12 protein-coding genes and 1 pseudogene are annotated in these 18,036 nt (G+C 61.5%); 7 read left to right on the top strand and 6 right to left on the bottom strand.

Features of this window, described 5'->3' with window-relative positions:
* Positions 1-43: 43 nt before the first annotated feature.
* Positions 44-2,080: an NADH:flavin oxidoreductase gene (locus tag AC244Q_RS26050; protein ID WP_128406585.1), complete on the bottom strand. Its 2,037-nt coding sequence runs from the start codon at positions 2,078-2,080 to the stop codon at positions 44-46.
* Between the two features lie 146 nt (positions 2,081-2,226).
* Between AC244Q_RS26050 and AC244Q_RS26045 the strand changes: the two genes are divergently transcribed.
* From AC244Q_RS26045 to AC244Q_RS26015, 7 genes are all read left to right on the top strand, one after another.
* Positions 2,227-2,856, top strand: a complete 630-nt coding sequence (locus AC244Q_RS26045) for a TetR/AcrR family transcriptional regulator (RefSeq protein WP_128406586.1) — start codon at positions 2,227-2,229, stop codon at positions 2,854-2,856.
* 11 nt (positions 2,857-2,867) lie between these two features.
* The gene (locus tag AC244Q_RS26040; RefSeq protein WP_128406587.1) at positions 2,868-3,662 is read left to right on the top strand and encodes a pyrroline-5-carboxylate reductase family protein; all 795 of its coding nucleotides are present in this window, start codon (positions 2,868-2,870) and stop codon (positions 3,660-3,662) included.
* A 67-nt stretch (positions 3,663-3,729) separates the two neighbouring features.
* A complete protein-coding gene (locus AC244Q_RS26035) occupies positions 3,730-4,731 on the top strand; it encodes an ABC transporter substrate-binding protein (RefSeq protein WP_017996001.1) in 1,002 nt (333 codons plus the stop codon).
* Between the two features lie 95 nt (positions 4,732-4,826).
* Positions 4,827-5,714, top strand: a complete 888-nt coding sequence (locus tag AC244Q_RS26030; RefSeq protein ID WP_012755274.1) for an ABC transporter permease — start codon at positions 4,827-4,829, stop codon at positions 5,712-5,714.
* Complete coding sequence (locus AC244Q_RS26025; protein WP_128406588.1) at positions 5,707-6,786, top strand: quaternary amine ABC transporter ATP-binding protein; 1,080 nt, start codon at positions 5,707-5,709, stop codon at positions 6,784-6,786. The genes AC244Q_RS26030 and AC244Q_RS26025 overlap by 8 nt, the downstream gene beginning before the upstream one ends.
* A 104-nt stretch (positions 6,787-6,890) precedes the next feature.
* Positions 6,891-8,876: an oxidoreductase gene (locus tag AC244Q_RS26020; RefSeq protein ID WP_128406589.1), complete on the top strand. Its 1,986-nt coding sequence runs from the start codon at positions 6,891-6,893 to the stop codon at positions 8,874-8,876.
* The gene (locus AC244Q_RS26015; RefSeq protein WP_128406590.1) at positions 8,876-9,880 is read left to right on the top strand and encodes an Ldh family oxidoreductase; all 1,005 of its coding nucleotides are present in this window, start codon (positions 8,876-8,878) and stop codon (positions 9,878-9,880) included. Before AC244Q_RS26020 ends, AC244Q_RS26015 begins: the two co-directional genes overlap by 1 nt.
* Positions 9,881-10,267: 387 nt before the next feature.
* On the opposite strand, the pseudogene AC244Q_RS26010 reads toward AC244Q_RS26015, so the two are convergent.
* From AC244Q_RS26010 to AC244Q_RS25990, 5 genes and pseudogenes are all read right to left on the bottom strand, one after another.
* Positions 10,268-12,154, bottom strand: a pseudogene (locus AC244Q_RS26010) (FdhF/YdeP family oxidoreductase); the annotation flags it as partial.
* Between the two features lie 82 nt (positions 12,155-12,236).
* Entirely contained in the window at positions 12,237-14,165 is a 1,929-nt protein-coding gene (locus tag AC244Q_RS26005; RefSeq protein ID WP_128406593.1) for a diguanylate cyclase, read from the bottom strand.
* A gap of 411 nt (positions 14,166-14,576) precedes the next feature.
* Complete coding sequence (locus AC244Q_RS26000) at positions 14,577-16,016, bottom strand: coniferyl aldehyde dehydrogenase (RefSeq protein ID WP_128406594.1); 1,440 nt, start codon at positions 16,014-16,016, stop codon at positions 14,577-14,579.
* Positions 16,017-16,037: 21 nt separating this feature from the next.
* The gene (locus AC244Q_RS25995; RefSeq protein ID WP_128406595.1) at positions 16,038-17,144 is read right to left on the bottom strand and encodes an NAD(P)-dependent alcohol dehydrogenase; all 1,107 of its coding nucleotides are present in this window, start codon (positions 17,142-17,144) and stop codon (positions 16,038-16,040) included.
* 56 nt (positions 17,145-17,200) lie between these two features.
* Entirely contained in the window at positions 17,201-18,025 is an 825-nt protein-coding gene (locus tag AC244Q_RS25990) for a p-hydroxycinnamoyl CoA hydratase/lyase (RefSeq protein WP_128406596.1), read from the bottom strand.
* Positions 18,026-18,036: the final 11 nt, after the last annotated feature.

Here is an 18,036-nt window from a genome sequence, read left to right as displayed (position 1 = left end):
CACCTCCGGAGACGATCGGCGGGCAAGCGGCCCGCGCTTGCGATCAGATATCTTTTGCGATGCGCAACCCGTCATAGACGGCGGCATGGGTGTTGCGTGCGGCGACCGCATCGCCGATCCGGAACAACTGGAACTTGCCATCAGGATTGCGAATGACGGACTGAGGTTCTCCGGAAAGAAGCTGATCATGCGACATTTCGCCGAGATTGCTCGAGCTGGGTTTCAGCTCGAAATAGAGATCATCGAGCGGAATGGTCCCATGATTGACGACGATCTGGTCGAAGCTCTGCTGCCTGGCGATCCCGCCGTAATCGCTGCCGACATGGGCGACGAGCTGGTTGCCGCTCTTCTCGACGGCTTCCAGACGGTAGGTGACGGTGAAGGTCACGTCATGCTTCTGCAGAGAGCGCATATAGGGCACCAGGTTCATGGCCATGACCTCGGGCGCGAAGGACCGGTCCGGCGTCATGATCTCGACCTTTGCGCCTGCCTTGGCAAGAAACTCTGCCGCCTGCAGGCCGGCATGGTCGCCGGCGTCGTCGAAGATCAGCACATTGGTTCCAGGCTTCACGTCGCCGGAGATGATGTCCCATGACGAGACCACCAGCTCGTTGCCGCTGGCGAGAACCTCGGTATGCGGCAAGCCGCCTGTCGCGATGATGACGACATCGGCATTCTCGGCCTCGATGGTATCGGCTTCCGCCCAGGTGTTGAAGTGGAAGGTGACGTCGTATTTCTCGCACTGGCTCATGCGCCAGTCGATGATGCTGATCATCTCCCTGCGGCGCTCGCTCTGGGCGGTGAGCCGGATCTGGCCGCCGGGATTGTTCGCCGCTTCGAAAACCACGACCTGGTGGCCGCGTTCTCCAGCGACGCGCGCCGCTTCCAGACCGGCCGGGCCGGCGCCGACGATGACGACCTTTTTCTTGGCGTCGGCCTTCGCCACGATATGCGGCATGGTCAGTTCGCGGCCGGTGGCGGCATTGTGGATACAGAAGGCGGCCCCGCCCTGGTAGATGCGATCGAGACAGTAATTGGCGCCGACGCAGGGACGAATATCGTCTTCCCGCTTTTCGATGATCTTGCGGACGATGTGCGGGTCGGTCATGTGGGCGCGGGTCATGCCGATCATGTCGACCTTGCCGGAGGCAATCGCGTGGCGCGCGGTGGCAACGTCAGGGATTTTCGCCGCATGGAAGGTCGGAAAATCGGTCGCGGCGCGAATTTCGCCAGCAAAATCGAGATGCGGTGAATTCGCCATGCCCTGGATCGGAATCACGTCGGTGAGACCCGCATCGGTATCGATGTGGCCGCGGATCACATTGAGGTAATCGATGAGGCCGCTTGCCTTCAGGCGCTTGGAGATTTCGATGCCGTCTCCCTTGCCGGTGCCGCCTGGAAGACATTCATCGGCGGTGTAGCGCACGCCCAGAATGAAGTCGTTCCCCACCCTTTGCCGGATCGCCTTGAAGACGTCGAGACAGAAGCGCAAACGATTATCGAGCGAGCCGCCATAGGGACCGTCGAGTTCGTTGGTGAGCGGCGACGTGAACTGGTCGATCAGATGGCCGTAGGCTTCCAGTTCGACACCGTCCATGCCGCCAGCCTTCATGCGCTCCGCAGCGTCGGCGAAATCCTTGATGATGCGCTCAATGTCCCAATCTTCCATCTTCTTCGGGAAGGAGCGGTGGGAAGCCTCGCGATGATGCGACGGCGCCACGACCGGCAGCCAGTCGCCCTTGTCCCAGCGCGTGCGCCGGCCGAGATGGGTGAGCTGGATCATGATCGCCGCACCCTCTTCATGCACAGCATCGGTCATTTCCCTGATCCAGGGTACGATCTCGTCCTTATAGGCGAGCAGGTTGTTGAAGACCGGCGGGCTGTCCCTCGAAACCGCAGCCGAGCCGGCCGTCATCGTCAAGGCCACGCCCCCCTTTGCCCGCTCCACCGTATAGGCGCGATACCTCTCCTTCGGCATGCCGTCTTCCGGATAGGCCGGCTCGTGGGAGGTCACGATGATACGGTTGCGCAGCGTCAGATGCTTGAGCTGATAGGGCTGAAGAAGGGGATCGTTCGACATGGGCCGTGGTTCCGGATTAAAACATCGGAGGGGACGCTAAGCATAATGTACATATGTGTCAACATTGAAAACAACTGGGTCGTTACTTTTGACACAGATGTACATTTTTCTTGTGCGCCGCTTGATAATTTGATAGGAGATCATCCATGGATCAGGCTTTGAATGACACTGGCTGGCGCGGATCACAGGAGGGATGGCTGGAAGCAGCTTACCACTCGCTGCTGGATTCCGGCGTGGATTCGGTGAAAATTCTGCCGCTGGCGAAGAAGCTCAACCTCTCGCGCACGAGCTTCTACTGGTTCTTCAAGGACCGGGAGGAACTGCTGGCCGGGCTCGTGGCGCGGTGGCGCGATAAAAACACCGGCAATATCATCAAGCAGTCCGAAGCCTACGCGGAATCGCTTGCCGAGGCGATGCTCAACGTCTTCGATTGCTGGCTCAACAATGAGCTGTTCGACGCCAGGTTCGAATTCGCCGTGCGCAGCTGGGCGCTGCAGTCCGACGAGATCCTCGCCGAGGTCCGGCAAGCCGATCAGCTTCGACTGGAAGCCCTCAAGCTGATGTTTATCCGGTTCGGGCTACCAGAAGCGACATCGGATGTCCGAGCGCGAACAACTTACCTCGTGCAGATCGGATATATCTCCATGCAAGCTAGGGAGGAACTCGCCGTCCGCATGAAACGGATTCCCGAATATATCGCGATCTACACCGGTGAAGTGCCGCAACAGAGGGAGCTCGATCGCTTCTTCTCGCGGCATGGCTACAGGCCGGGTTAGGGAAGGACGGGATGAGCGTTTCCTTGAGGATCGGTATCATTGGCGGCGGCGGCTGGCTGGGCGGAGCAATCGCCGACTCGATCCTTGATGCCGCCCTAGTCGAACCTCGAAATCTCTCCCTCTCCTATCGCAGTGAGCAGCCGCGCCGTTTCCCGAATTCTTTCTTGACCACCGACAATCAGGCGCTTGCCGACCGCTCGGACGTGATCGTTCTTTCCGTCCGTCCTGATGACTGGCGTGCTCTTGATGTCGATGCCGGCGGCAAGCTGGTCATCTCGGTCATGGCGGGCATCCGCCTGGACGCACTTTCCGAGTGCCACAACACCGGTCGCGTCGTCCGCGCTCTGCCGAACGCCGCTGCCGAAGTCGCCAAGTCCTATACGCCGTGGATTGGCGCGAGCGATGTCACCGAAGACGACCGGGCGCTCGTCCGCGCGATTTTTCAGGCATGCGGATCTGAGGACGAGGTCGCAAGGGAAAGCGACATCGATTACCTCACTGGCCTTTCCGGGTCTGGACCGGCCTTCCCGGCGCTGCTCGCCGCCGCCATGATGCGCGACGCCGTCGCTAATGGCCTGCCGGCGGAGATTGCGCGCCGCGCCGTCAACACGGTGATCACGGGCGCCGGCCGCCTGTTGGAGCGCCAAGACGAATCTCCTGACGATGTCGTTCAAACCTTTCTTGGCTATCGCGGCACCACTGCGGCGGCCATCGAAGGCATGCGCGCTGCGGGGTTCGACGCTTCGGTTGCGGAGGGACTATCGGCAGCATTCAAGAAATCGGTGAGTATGGGAGACGCTTCCTGACAACCGTTGGAGTGGGTCCTGCGGCGCCCCGCTCAGCAAAACCGGCCGCTAAACAGAGGGAACGAGAATGAAAAAACTACTCGCATCGACATGTCTGACGTTCGGCCTGATCGGCGGGGCGTCTTTCGCCAGCGCCGCCGAATGCGGCACGGTGACCATCGCCAGCATGAACTGGCAGAGTGCAGAGGTTCTCTCCAACCTCGACAAGTTCATCCTGAACGAAGGTTATGGCTGTGATGCCGAAATCACCGTCGGCGATACCGTACCGACGATTACCTCGATGGCCGAAAAGGGCCAGCCTGATATCGCGCCGGAAGCCTGGATCGACCTGCTGCCCGACGTCGTCAAGAAGGGAACGGATGAAGGCCGGATCGTCCAGGTCGGCTCTCCCTTGCCCGATGGCGGCGTCCAGGGCTGGTGGATTCCCAAATATCTGGCCGACGCTCATCCCGACATCAAGACTATCGGCGACGTGCTGAAGCATCCGGAACTCTTCCCCGCTCCTGAGGATGCGAAGAAGGGCGCCATCTATAACGGTCCGCAGGGCTGGGGCGGCACCGTGGTGACCACGCAGCTCTACAAGGCCTTTGAAGCCGATAAGGCCGGCTTCACCCTCGTCGATACCGGTTCTGCTGCCGGCCTCGATGGTTCGATCTCCAAGGCTTACGAACGCAAGGAAGGCTGGGCCGGCTATTACTGGGCACCGACCGCGCTGCTCGGCAAGTATGAAATGGTCAAGCTCGAAGCCGGCGTGCCGAACGACGCCGCCGAATGGAAGCGCTGCAACACCGTCGCCGATTGCCCCGATCCGAAGCCGAACGCATGGCCGGTCGACAAAATCGTCACCCTCGTTGCAAAGCCTTTTTCGGAAAAGGCCGGGCCGGAGGTCATGGACTACCTGACGAAGCGCTCCTGGAGCAACGACACGGTCAACAAGCTGATGGCGTGGATGACCGACAACCAGGCGACCGGCGAGGACGGTGCCAAGCACTTCCTCAAAGAAAACAAGGACCTGTGGACCAAGTGGGTCTCGCCTGAGGCAGCCACGAAGATCGAAGCTGCTCTTTAACGCCGACTACTGCGGTGCGCTTGATGCGCACCGCCTCTCGCTGCCGATAAAATCAAAAAGACTGCCACGGCTCTTTGAAGAAAAAGGGGAACCGAATGGAATGGTTTTATAAATTCCCGCATATGGATGACGATGCCCTTCGCAATCTGAAGAAGGCGATCGATGACGGTTTTCGCGCATTTACCCGCAGCTATGGCGACGCGATCGAAAGCCTCTTCTCCCCGCTGCAGCATTTCCTGATCGCCGCCGACCGCTTCATGACGCAGACGCCGTGGCCGATCATTACGGCAATCATCCTTGTCATCGCATGGTTTGGAAGCCGCAGCCTGAAGATCGTCCTCGGCTGTCTCGTCACACTGCTGTTGATCGGCTATTTCGACATGTGGGACGATACGATGCGGACGGTCTCGATGATCTTCGTCTGTACCGTGCTCTCCATCGCCATCGGCATTCCGATGGGGATATTGATGGCGCGTTCCGACCGGCTGCAGCGCGTTATCAATCCGATCCTCGACGTCATGCAGACGATGCCGAGCTTCGTCTACCTGATCCCTGTCGTCATGCTGCTCGGCATCGGCAAGGTGCCGGGACTGATCGCCGTCGTCATCTACGCCATCCCGCCGATGATAAGGCTGACCGACCTCGGTATCCGCCTGGTCGACAAGGACGTGCTCGAGGCAGCCGATGCGTTCGGAACGTCGAGCTCGCAGAAGCTGTTCAAGGTCCAGCTGCCGCTGGCGCTTCCCACCATCATGGCCGGCATCAACCAGACCATCATGATGGCGCTCGCCATGGTCGTCGTCGCTTCGATGATCGGCGTCCAGGGCCTTGGCCAGCCCGTTCTGAAGGCAATCGCCAACCAGTACTTCACCCTGGGTATTTTCAACGGCCTTGCCATCGTCGGCATTGCCATCATTTTCGACCGGGTCAGCCAGGCTTATGGCAAGCGGCTCCAGAAGCATCGGGAGATCGTCCATGGCTGATCATCGTTTCGGCGGCATCAAGATCCGCCATCTCTACAAGATCTTCGGTCCCAATCCCGGCGCTCATGTCGATGCTGTCCAAAAGGGATTGTCGAAGACCGAGCTCAACGAAAAGCACGGCCACGTGCTCGGCCTGAAAGATATCAATGTCGAGATACCCTCGGGCCGCATCCAGGTCATCATGGGCCTTTCGGGTTCGGGCAAATCGACGCTCATCCGCCACATCAACCGTCTGATCGATCCAACCGCCGGCGAAGTGCTTGTCGACGGCGTCGATGTGGTGAAAATGAACGAGACCGAATTGCGGACGTTTCGGCGCCACCAGACGGCAATGGTGTTTCAGAAGTTCGCGCTTCTGCCGCACCGGAATGTTCTCGACAACACTATCTTCGGCCGCGAAGTGCAGGGCATGGAGCGCTCGAAAGCCGTTGACGTCGCCATGGGCTGGCTGGAGCGGGTCGGCCTGAAGGGCTTCGAGAGCAAATATCCCAACCAGCTGTCGGGCGGCATGCAGCAGCGCGTCGGGCTGGCACGCGCCCTCTCGAACGATGCGCCGGTTCTGCTGATGGACGAGGCCTATTCGGCGCTCGACCCTTTGATCCGCACCGATATGCAGTCGGTCCTTCTCGACATTCAGAAGGAGATCAAGAAGACCATCGTCTTCATCACCCATGATCTCGATGAGGCCCTTCGGCTGGGCGACCAGATTGCGATCCTGCGCGATGGCGAAGTCATCCAGCAGGGCACCAGCCAGGACATCGTTCTGCGTCCGGCAGACGCCTACATCGCCAACTTCGTCAAGGAGGTCAATCGAGGCCGGGTCATCCAGGTCGATGCCATCATGACATCCCTGCATTCCGGCGCGGTCCCAGGTGGATTGACGATCGCATCAGGCACGACCGTCGAAGACGCCGTCCGGATTCTGGCATCGGAGGCGCACGACGATGCCAGGGTGGTTTCACCATCCGGGGAAGCATTGGGGCTTGTCACCTTCCGCCAGCTCGCGGGCGCGATGGTGAACTCGCACGAGGTGGCTCCCCGACGCGACAGTGCCCTCTCGGTCGCACTTTGACGCTCCAAATGCGGCCGTCTTTCTGGTTCGTTGGCGACGCCGATATCGGGCGCGTCGCCATCGCAGGAGCCTGGAAGTCAGCCGCCTGACGCTTGGGGATCACCATGTCGAAGCTCTTCCCGCGTCTGTTTTCGCCGATCGGCCTGCGCGGACACACCTTGCGCAACAGGATCGTCTTCGGAGCGCATACGGCAAACATGGCGAGCGACGGTGTACCCGGCGAACGCCACGTCGCCTATTATGCCGAGCGCGCGATCGGTGGCGCCGCGATGATCGTGGTCGAACCGATGCCGGTGCATCCCGCGGCCGTGCTGACGCGCGGAAATTTTCTTCCCGGCGACGACAGCGTGATCCCTCACTTCAGCAAGGTCACGACCGCGATCAAGGAAAACGGCGCGGTCGCGATCCAGCAGCTCTACCATGTCGGCGCGCATGGGGATTCCGACAATTCATACCACCCGCATTGGTCTCCTTCCGGCTTGCCCAGTTATCACGACAGCGATGGCTCGCATTCCATGAGCGAGGCTGAGATTTGGGAAACCATCGACGGCTTCGTGCAGGCGGCGCGGCGCTGTCGCGAGGCCGGTTTCGATGGCGTCGAAGTCTGGGCGGCCTATCTCGGCCTGATCGAGCAGTTCTGGACGCCTTGGTCGAACCGGCGAGAGGATCAATGGGGTGGTTCGCTGGAGAACCGGACCCGCTTCTCGCGGGAAATCATCAGCCGCATCCGGGCAGTGTGCGGTCAGGATTTCATCATCGGGCTTGCGATCAGCGATGAGCCCGATCATAGCGTTGCGCTGACGCGGGACGAGCTTGCCGAGATCGTCGCTCTCCATGACGAACTCGGTCTCGTCGACTATGTGACCTGCGGTTCGGGCGGCTATCTCGACTTCCACAAGCTGATGCCGACATTCCTCTACCAGGAGAAGCTCGGCGCCGAGCTTGCCGCAACGATCAGGCGATCCGTCAAACATGCGCTCGTCATTGCCGAAAGCCATATCAGAACGCCGGAGAACGGCGAAACCGTTCTTGGAGAAGGAGCGGCGGACCTTGTCTCGATCGTGCGCGGCCAGATTGCCGATCCGCATCTGGCTCGAAAAGCCGGCGAGGACCGCCCCGACGATGTTCGTGGCTGCATTTCGTGCAACCAGATGTGCTGGGGCCGGCGTTCGCGCGATTATTGGATAAGCTGCCTCATCAACCCATCGGCCGGACGGGAATATCAATGGGGCGGCGACCGCTTCGCACCGGCCGGCCAGCCGAGGACGGTGCTCGTCGTCGGCGCCGGGCCTGCTGGCCTGGAAGCCGCCCGCGCCGCCGCCGAAAGGGGCCACCGGGTCATCCTCGCGGAAGCATCCAGCCGGCTCGGCGGCAATTTCCTGCTCGCCGGCATGCAGCCTCGCCGGGCGCAGATCCTCGACCTCATCGGCTGGTACGAGCGGCAGCTGACGAAGCTCGGTGTCGATATCCGGCTCAACTCTTATGTCGAGGCATCGGATGTCGAGGCCATCGGCGCAGACGCCGTCATCCTGGCAACGGGTTCCTATTCACCCGAAACCGGCTTCCAGAAGGCTCTGCCCTCAGTTGCGACGCTGCCCGGTATCGAAAAAGGAAACGTCTTCACCGTCGAGGCCGTCATGGCGCGGCAGTCAAGGCCGGGGAAGAGAGTTCTGCTGCTGGACGAGGGCGGCGGCTGGCGCGGCTGCGGAACCGCCTGGAAGCTCGCCGAAGATGGGCACCTGGTGACGATGCTCTCGCCCGACCCGTTCATCGGCAAAGAGCTTCAGCGCACCACCGCCGACGTCCCGCTGCGCCGGACGTTGAAGACGCTGGGCGTCAAATGGCTTCTGGAGGTCAGCGTGCTGGAATGGCACGGTAATGGCGTCACCCTGCTGGATCACGATACCGGCGAGCGTTTCTTCGAGGAAGGCGACAGCCTGGTGCTCGCCACCACCAATGCGGCAGCAAATTGGTTGGGCGATGAAATGCGTTCAAACGATCGTCAGGTGGTGGAGATCGGGGACTGCGCTGCGCCGCGCCAGGCGCCTTATGCCTTCTATGAGGGCAGACGAGCGGCATTGGCGCTGTGATGGCCGGGCAGAAGATGAGAATGCCGATCGACGAGCTCCGCCAACTGGCGCTCGAAGCCTGTCTCGCCTGCGGCGGCAGCCCGGCCATGGCGAAGGCGCTTGTCGATGCAACGCTCTCGGCCGCCTGCTTCGGGCGCACTGAGCTCGGTTTTCCGCATTTCGTCGATTATCTCACCAGCCTGCGCGACGGGCGGATCAATGGCGACGCCAAGCCCCGCTTCAACCATGTGCTGCCGGCCCTGATCCAGGCCGATGCGGACGGCGGCATAGCGCAGCTCGGGTTTGATCTCATTTACGACGACTTCGTAAAGTGCGTGAAAACCTTCGGCATCTCAGTCCTTACGCAAAGAAACAGCTATACCGCCGGGGAATTGGGATACTACGTCCGGCGCCTCGCTCAGGACGGGTTGATATCCATCGCCGCTGCCAACGGACCGGCCTTGATGGCCGCCGCCGAGGGCGGCGAGCGCGTCTACTGCACCAATCCGCTCGCTTTCGGCGTGCCCATGCCGGAACCCTTGCCGCCTGTCGTCATCGACCAGGCGACGAGTGCGACGGCGTTCATAACGCTTGCCGAGGCGGCAAAGGCGCAATTGCCGATCGCTCACGGCATGGCCATCGACGAAACCGGCGCCATCACCACCGATCCTGTTAAGGCGATGCTCGGTGCTCTCCTGCCCTTCGGCGGTTACAAGGGCGGCAATATCGCCCTTATCGTCGAGATGCTTTCGGCGGGTCTTTCCGGGGCCGCGTGGTCGCTCGATGCCGGCCACTTTCTCTCGGGCGAGCACCCGGTGAATGCGGGAATGACGGTGATCGCGCTCTTTCCCGCGGCTGCGGATTCGGATTTCCCGGAGCGCGTCAAGACCCAATTGGAACGGCTGCGTTCCAAGGGAGTCCGTATCCCCGGAGACAGAGCGATGCCCGCGAGCGTCGCGGAAACCGATCATCTTGACGTCGACATAGGCGTGTTGGAAACGATCCGTCGCTTTTGCCTTCAGTGATAAAATCATTGTTCAACTGAAAGAACCAGATGCATCGCGCCCGGCGGCATCACGCCGGCTTTCATTGCGCGCAACAGGCGGCTTCAGCGGGACCGGTTCATGTACATTTTGCGCAAGATCAGTCCAGACTGCGTCACGAAAAGCCGGTTGGCCGACAATATCGGGGCCAGACAATTGCTCCATAGCTAAGGAACAGTAAGATGAAACCCGACCAAGGCCATGATGGTTTGCGGTCTAAAAGCCAAACCCATCCATCCCATGACCCCCAAAAGGATGGAAGGGATCGTACATACGCACTCCATCCCGTGCGTATGCCTGCATGCCTGTCTGCCTGCCGAAGGCCATCTTTAAGCGGTCCACTAAGAACCTTCGGCAGGCGACTGCGCATTCGCAAGAAAATGATGCCTTGCCGGCCGGCGTATCCCACTCCCGATGGGCTGCCGTATTGCGCAGGTGGAAACCGCGCGGCTTGCGCAGGCGCGCATTGTAATTTTCGAAGCCTGGAATGGTCGCCTCGATATGATCGCGGATACGATCGTGGTCGTCGGCAAGCTCTGCCCAGTCGACCACGGCGGAGCCGACCGTCGCCTGTGCAATGCCGCCAATGATGGCGACTTCCGAGAGGAGATGCGGCGAGGCCGGACGATTGATGCCGGCAGACCCATGCACCATGCTCATCGAATCCTCGACGCTTATAAGCTGGGAGTTGCCCGCCGCGTTCAGATCCATCTCAGTGCGTCCGAGGCACGGCAGGATGAAGGCCACCTCGCCGGGCATGAGATGCGAATGGTTGGGCTTGGTGGCGATGTGCACCGTCAGCTTCAGCCGCCGCAACGCCTTTTCAACGAGCGCGCTGTCGGGCGTTGCGCGGGCAAAATTGCCGCCAAGCCCGATGAAGGCCTCGGCCGAGCCATCGAGCATCGCGCCGATCGCGGCAAGGACATTGTGACCATGTTCGCGAGGAACGGTGAAGCGGAAATGCTTCTCCAGCGCATCGAGGAAATCGTCCGCCGGCTTTTCGTTGATACCGACGGTGCGGTCGCCCTGCACGTTGGAATGGCCGCGAACCGGGCAAAGGCCTGCCCCCGGCCGGCCGATATTGCCGCGCAGGAACATGAAGTTGGCGATCTCGCGGATCGTCGCCACGGAATGCAGATGCTGGGTCACGCCCATCGCCCAGGTGCAGATGACCCGCTCGGCGCTGATATAGACATCGGCTGCCCGTTCGATCTCCTGCCGGCTCAGTCCCGACTGGTCCTCGATCTCAGCCCAGTTGGTCGCCTCGACCGCTGCCCGGTATTCTGCAAAACCAGCGCAGTGTTCGACAAGAAATGCATGGTCGAGAACGGAGGGCAGACCGGCTTCGACGGCTGCGTCTTCCGCGGCCAGCACGGCCTTTGCCATCCCGCGCACCGCGGCCATGTCGCCGCCGAGCTGCGGTTGCAGATAAAGGCTGGCGATATCGGTCGAACCGCCGCGCAGCATCTCGACCTTGTCCTGCGGGTCGGAGAAGCGTTCCAGGCCGCGTTCGCGGACGGGATTGAAGACGACCACGCGCGCGCCGCGGATCGCCGCCCGGCGCAAATCGCCGAGCATCCTCGGATGGTTGGTGCCCGGGTTCTGCCCGATCACGAAGATCGCATCGGCCTCTTCGAAATCCTCCAGCAGCACGGTACCCTTGCCGACACCGACCGCCTGGCGCATGGCGATGCCGCTCGCCTCGTGGCACATGTTGGAGCAGTCGGGAAAATTGTTGGTGCCGTAGACGCGCACGAACAGCTGGTACAGGAAGGCGGCCTCGTTGCTCGCCCGGCCCGACGTGTAGAATTCCACCCGGTTGGGGCTATCGAACCCCCTCAGGATGCTGCCGATCTCGGCAAAGGCATCCGCCCACGCGACCGGCAGGTAACGGTCGCTCGCCGCATCGTAGCGCATCGGATGCGTGAGGCGGCCATTGAGTTCCAGTTCATAGTCCGTCAACTGGCGAAGCTGCGATACAGTCCTTTCCGCGAAGAAGGCGGGCGTGGCCCGTTTCTCCGTCGCCTCCCAGGCGACGGCCTTTACGCCGTTCTCGCAGAATTCGAACGACGATCCGTGCTCCGGATCGCCCCAGGCGCAGCCCGGGCAATCGAATCCATCCGGCTGGTTCGCCTTCAGCATCGTCCGCGCCCCTGAAATCGGCATGCCGCTTTGCAGCAAGCGCTTGCCGCAGCTCTTCAAAGCGCCCCAGCCCCCGGCTGCTGCCGACTTCTTACCAATGAATTTTGTGTCCATGCGCCCTGTATTGTCGAAGCGGGGAAAACATCAAGGGCGCACGCGCGATGGCTCGATAGGAAAAACCTATCAAGGATTCAATCTAACCAACGTCCTTGATGGCGTGCCGCTCCTCGGGCGAATGTGCCAGGATGCGATTGCGGCCTTGAGTCTTGGCGTCGTAGAGCGCGGCATCGGCCTCGCTCAGGAGGCGGTTCGGGTTGATCCTCAAGGTGGCTCCCGTCGCACAGGATATGCCGATGCTGGCGGTCACCCGGCCGAATTCGCTGCCAGTATGAACGATATTCTCCTGGCTTAGGAGACGCGCGAACTGTTCGGCAACGATCATCGCCCCCTTCGCACTGGTCGCAGGCAGCAGAACCACGAATTCCTCTCCGCCGTAGCGTGCGACGATGTCGGCCGGGCGGCTTACGGACTGGCGAAGACACCTGCTGACGACACGCAGGCACTGGTCTCCGGCGGGATGACCATAGGTGTCGTTATAGGCCTTGAAGCGGTCGATATCGACCATCAGAAGGCTGAGCGGCGTGTTTTTCCTGGCGCTGCCTGCGGTCTCGCGGGCGAAAGCCTCGTCGAAGGCCCGGCGGTTGACCATGCCGGTGAGCCCATCGGTCTCGGCGAGGGACTTCAGCTGCTCCGCCGACAGCCTGAGGGCGATTTCCGCCTGCTTGGTCGCCGTGATGTCGGAGACAACGGCCATCGCTGTGCCGTCTTCCGCTAACCTGGTCCGGATGCTTCGCCAGTCGCCGTTGTGAAGCTGAACCTCTTCGTCCTTGTTGCTGTGCAACGTAGCACTGACGGACCTGATCCACTCTTCGCGATCAGCGTCCGGGATGCCCGTGCGCTCGCCAGTTTCGGCAACGCGGCGAAGGATGTCGCTGATATGAGCGCCAACCACGCGGGCGTCTCCGGATAGCGGAAAGGCGGCGCGATACTGGTCATTGCAAAAAACGAGAAAACCCTTGCTGTCGTACATGGCGATGCCATCGGACATGCCGGCCATCGCATGTGACAGCAGGTTCTTGCTCTTGCGCAATTCCCGCTCTAGAGCAGTCCGCTCCGTCACGTCACGCGTGACGCCGGCCAGGCCGATCACCCGTCCCTGCCTATCCTTCAGCGGCACCTTGGAGGCGAGCAGGTATCTGTCTTCGATACGCTCGACGGAGTCGATCAGGGGCACCCCGGTGTCCATGACCTGCTGTTCGAGATAATAAAATTCTTCGGCGCGCGGCCGCGAGATAAGATTGAAATCCGACAATCCGGTCATCTCCGCCGTGGTTCTGAAACGAAAAAGGCGGATCATATTTTCATTGACGGTGATGAACCGGCTGTTTCGGTCCTTCACGTAGAGATAATCGGGCGACTGCGAAAATGCGGTCACCAGGATGCTTCGCTCCAGCTCCCATTGTTGCGTCTTCAACAGAACGAAACCACACAGCACCGTCGCCAGGCAGTTCAATACCGTCATCGGCAGACCGATGATGGCCAATACGCGGGCGTGGACCAGGGTGGGAAGCACCGCCATCAAAACAATAAGTGCGCCGCCGAGCGCGAGGCTCAGCAGCGCAACGTCTATGAGCTCGGGAGATCTCTTGCGGATCCAGACGTTGGCAGCCAGGCCGATACCGGTCGCGACAGCAATTGCGATCAGACCGTCGATCATTGCCGCGCCGCCGACCCAGAAGCGGAAGACTATCGCCAGCGACGCCGCAAAGGCGGCCGCGATCGGTCCGCCGAACATGCCCGCCAAAGCAAGCGGCGAAAAGCGGATGTCGATATAAATGCCGGGATTGACTTCGACGGCCAGCAATATGGAGCCGATGGAGGCGCCGCCGGCTATGATTCCGAAGGCGATTTTTTCCTGTGTGACCGAACGACGCTGAAATTGGATCGAGAAATGCGCCCAGAGCGAAATCGCCAGGCACACGAATGACAGGTTGCCACCGAATTGCGTCCAGATGCCATTCACTGCGTTGGATCCACCTTCCAATACATGTACCGAACCAATCATAGGGCAACACTGGTTTGAGCTTCGTTAAATCAAAGACCTATCAAGCCATATTCCTTCGCTGACGCGTCTCCCGGCCGGTCGGCAGCAATGCGATGACAGGAAAGCAGGCGTCCGCCCCGACGATTAGGTATGGGCAGAGAGGCCCGCTGCCAGATTTGGCAACATCTATGGAAAGGTCATGCTCCAGCACGGCAAGAGACATCATGTCCGCAACGCCCTGCGGTTCAACGCCTAGCAGCCGCGGCATAAGGCATATTTAACGACAGCATCGTCTGCGTCGGGACACATATCCCAATGACACAATATAGCGTTATCAGGATAAGCCTGCGCAATCGGGCCATTCGTTGCAAGCAGCCATCCCATGCCGCCAGCAGCCGCGGCTGCCGACGGCATCGTCCAACGCTTCTTCGACTACTTGCAGATCGCCGCCGCCAAGAAGCCACGCATCGCATCGCCATAGGGCGGCCGCATCATGTATTCCGCTTCCACCATCCTGCTCTGGTGATAGACGGCGCGCGGATGCGAGAAGGCGAGGAAGCCGAATTTGCCGTGATAGGAACCCATGCCCGAATGGCCGACGCCGCCGAAGGGCAGGCCTTCCGCCGTGACGTGGCTCATGCAGTCGTTGACCGTCACCCCGCCGGAGGTCGTATTGTCGAGAACGCGGGCCTCCTCCTGCTGATCCTGGCTGAAGTAATAGAGAGCGAGCGGGCGCGGCCTGGCATTGATGCGATCGATGACGTCGGCGATATCGCGATAGGGAAGGACCGGCAGCACCGGTCCAAAGATTTCTTCCTGCAGCACGCGCATCTCTTCCGTGGGATCGAGTATTAAGGTCGGAGGCATGCGGTGGGCCGATTGCTGGGAGAAATTCTCTGCCGCCGGGTTGATCTCGACGATCCTCGCGCCCTTGGCCCTGGCATCGTCGATCAGGCCCTGGATGCGGGCGTGATGGCGAGCATTGACGATCGAGGTGTAGTCAGGATTTTCCTTCAGCGCCGGATACATCGCGCCGACCGCCGCGACCGCGTGGCCGGCAAAGGCTTCGACGCTTTCCTCGGGCACATAGACATGGTCCGGCGCAAGGCAGATCTGGCCGGCGTTCAGCGTCTTGACGGTCATGACCCGGCGCGCCGCGTCGCCGAGATCGGCCGAGCGGCCGACGATGACGGGCGACTTTCCGCCGAGCTCCAGCGTCAGCGGCGTCAGGTTTTCCGCCGCCGCGCGCATGACATGATGGGCGACCGCGGTTCCGCCGGTGAAGATCAGGTGGTCGAAGGCAAGTGATGTAAAGGCCGTGCCCGTCGCCGGTCCGCCCTGAACGACTGATATTTCCGTTTCGTCGAAGGCCCCGGCAATGAGTTCCGCCATCAATTCGGCCGAAGCCGGCGTCACCTCCGACGGCTTGATCATGGCGCGATTGCCGGCGGCGAGAATGCCGGCAAGCGGCGCGAGGGCGAGCTGATAAGGGAAATTCCACGGGCTCAGGATCCCGACAATCCCCTTCGGCTGATATACCACTTCGGCCACGGCGTCCGGGAACAATGCCTCGTGCTGCTCGGGCTTCAGCCATTCGACAAGATGGGCCTTGGCATATTTGAGCGAACCGACGCAGGTGAAGACATCGAGAAGCAGGCTCGCCTCGACGCTGCGGCTGCCGAAATCCTCCGACAGGGCAGCGGCGATTGCATCCTTATGATCGACAAGAAGGGCGATGACGCGGTCGATGCGATCGATGCGGGTGTCGATGCCCGGCGGGCCATCCCTCAGGAACGACGCCCTTTGCCGGCCAAGCAGCGCCTTCATGACATCGGGGCTGGTATCGGTGGCGATTGGGGTGACGGTGTTCATTGTTTCCTCCCTTGAACGATGTCAGACGGCCGGCTGACGCACGACCGGTTTCAGCACGATGCCCTTCTCCGCATCCTCCACCGCCTGGTTGATGTCGGCGAAATCATAGAAGGTGATGAGCCTGTCGAACGGGAAGCGGCCCTGCCGATGCAGGTCGATCAACAACGGGATCAGCACGTCGGGATTGGAATCGCCCTCGACGATGCCGCGGACCCGGCGCCCGCCCGACAGGATATGGGTGAGGTCGAGCGTCAGCGTTGAGCCATGGGGCGAGGCCCCGACAATGCCGCAGGTGCCGCGCGGCGCCAGCACCCGCACGCACTGGTCGATGACGGCGGGCACGCCGGAGGCATCGATCGAATAATCGACGCCGGCGCCGGTCAGCGCCATGATCGCGGCGACCGCGTCGCTCGCCTTGCCGTTGACGATGTCGGTCGCGCCGAGTTCCGCCGCAAGTGCCAGCCGCGTCTCGTTGACGTCGACGGCGATGATCCGTGACGCGCCGACGATCCGCGCCGCCATCACGGCGGCAAGACCGACGGAGCCCATGCCGAAAACCGCGAGCACCTTTCCCGGTTCGATCTTCAGCGCGTTCATGACCGCACCGGCGCCGGTCTGGATGCCGCAGGCGAGCGGCCCGAGCAGCGCTAGGTTCGCTTCCTTCGGCACTTTCACGATATTGCGTTCATGGCACAGTGCGTGGCTGGCAAAGGAGGATTGCCCGAAAATATTACCGTGAACCCGCTCTCCCTCGCATGAGAGCCCGCTCGAACCATCGGCGCGCGCACCGAAGAAGTTGCGCGGGAAGAATTCGTGGCAATAGCTCTCCTCGTGATCGTTGCAGCTCGGGCAATGACCGCAGGAATTGAAGGTCATGACCACATGATCGCCGGGCTTGACCTTGGCAACGCCCGGCCCGACACGCTCGACGATGCCGGCGCCCTCATGACCGAGCACGACCGGCTGCGGCACCGGCAGGTGCTGGTCACGCATGACGATATCGGTGTGGCAAACCCCTGTTGCCACGACGCGAACCAGGATCTCACCCTCGCGCGGCTCCTCCAGATCGAGCCTTTCCAGCGAAAACGGCGTATGGGGCGCACGCGCCACCGCGGCATGGATCTTCATTGCTTTCCTCCTCCAGATGATCGGCTCCCAAACGGCCCGGCATGTCGGGCCTGTCCTCAGCGGCCGCGCTTGTAGGCGCCGAGCCCCGGCTGATAGGTCTTGTCGTCGAGGAACTGCTTCAGCCCCTCGTCACGCCCCTTGGTCTTGTCGAGAAACAGCATCTGCTCCAGCTTGGCGTAGATGTAATCGTCGGCGAGATCCCATGGCAGGTTGCGCACGCGCTTGTAGGTGTCCTTGGCGGCCTTCAGCGTCACCGGGTTCTTTTCGAGCAGGCTGGCGCAGATCTTGCGGACCCGGGTTTCCAGCTCCGCCAGCGGCACGGCCTCGTTGACGAGACCCATTTCCGCGGCCTTGCGCCCGCCGAACAGTTCGCCGGTCATGATGTAATAGAGAGCGTCGCGATGGCGCATCACTTCGGCGACCGCACGGGTGACGTTGCCGCCTGGCAGAATGCCCCAGTTGATTTCCGAGAGGCCGAAATTCGCCTCCTCGGCGGCGATGGCGAGATCGCAGGAAACCAGCGGCGTGAAGGCGCCGCCGAAGCACCAGCCGTTGACCATGGCGATCGTCGGCTTTTCGAAATACATCAGCCGGCCCCACCAGTTGCCGGACTGGCGCCGCGCCTTCAGCGTGACGTCACGCGGCTTGTCGTCATTGTCGCGGAAATATTCCTTCAGATCCATGCCGGCCGACCAGGATTCGCCGGCGCCGCGCAGGACGAGGACGCCGCAACGCTCGTCGCCCTCGAGCTCGTCAAGCACTTCGAGCATCCTGATATTCAGGGCCGGGTTCATCGCATTGCGCTTTTCCGGACGGTTGAGGGTCACGAAGGCGATGCCGCTGTCGAATTCGACCAGAACCGGCGATTTGTCTTCAGTCATGAGGTTACTCC

It is taken from the genome of Rhizobium sp. CB2179 (assembly GCF_057653455.1).
This window is presented reverse-complemented; position numbering and strand designations above follow the sequence as displayed.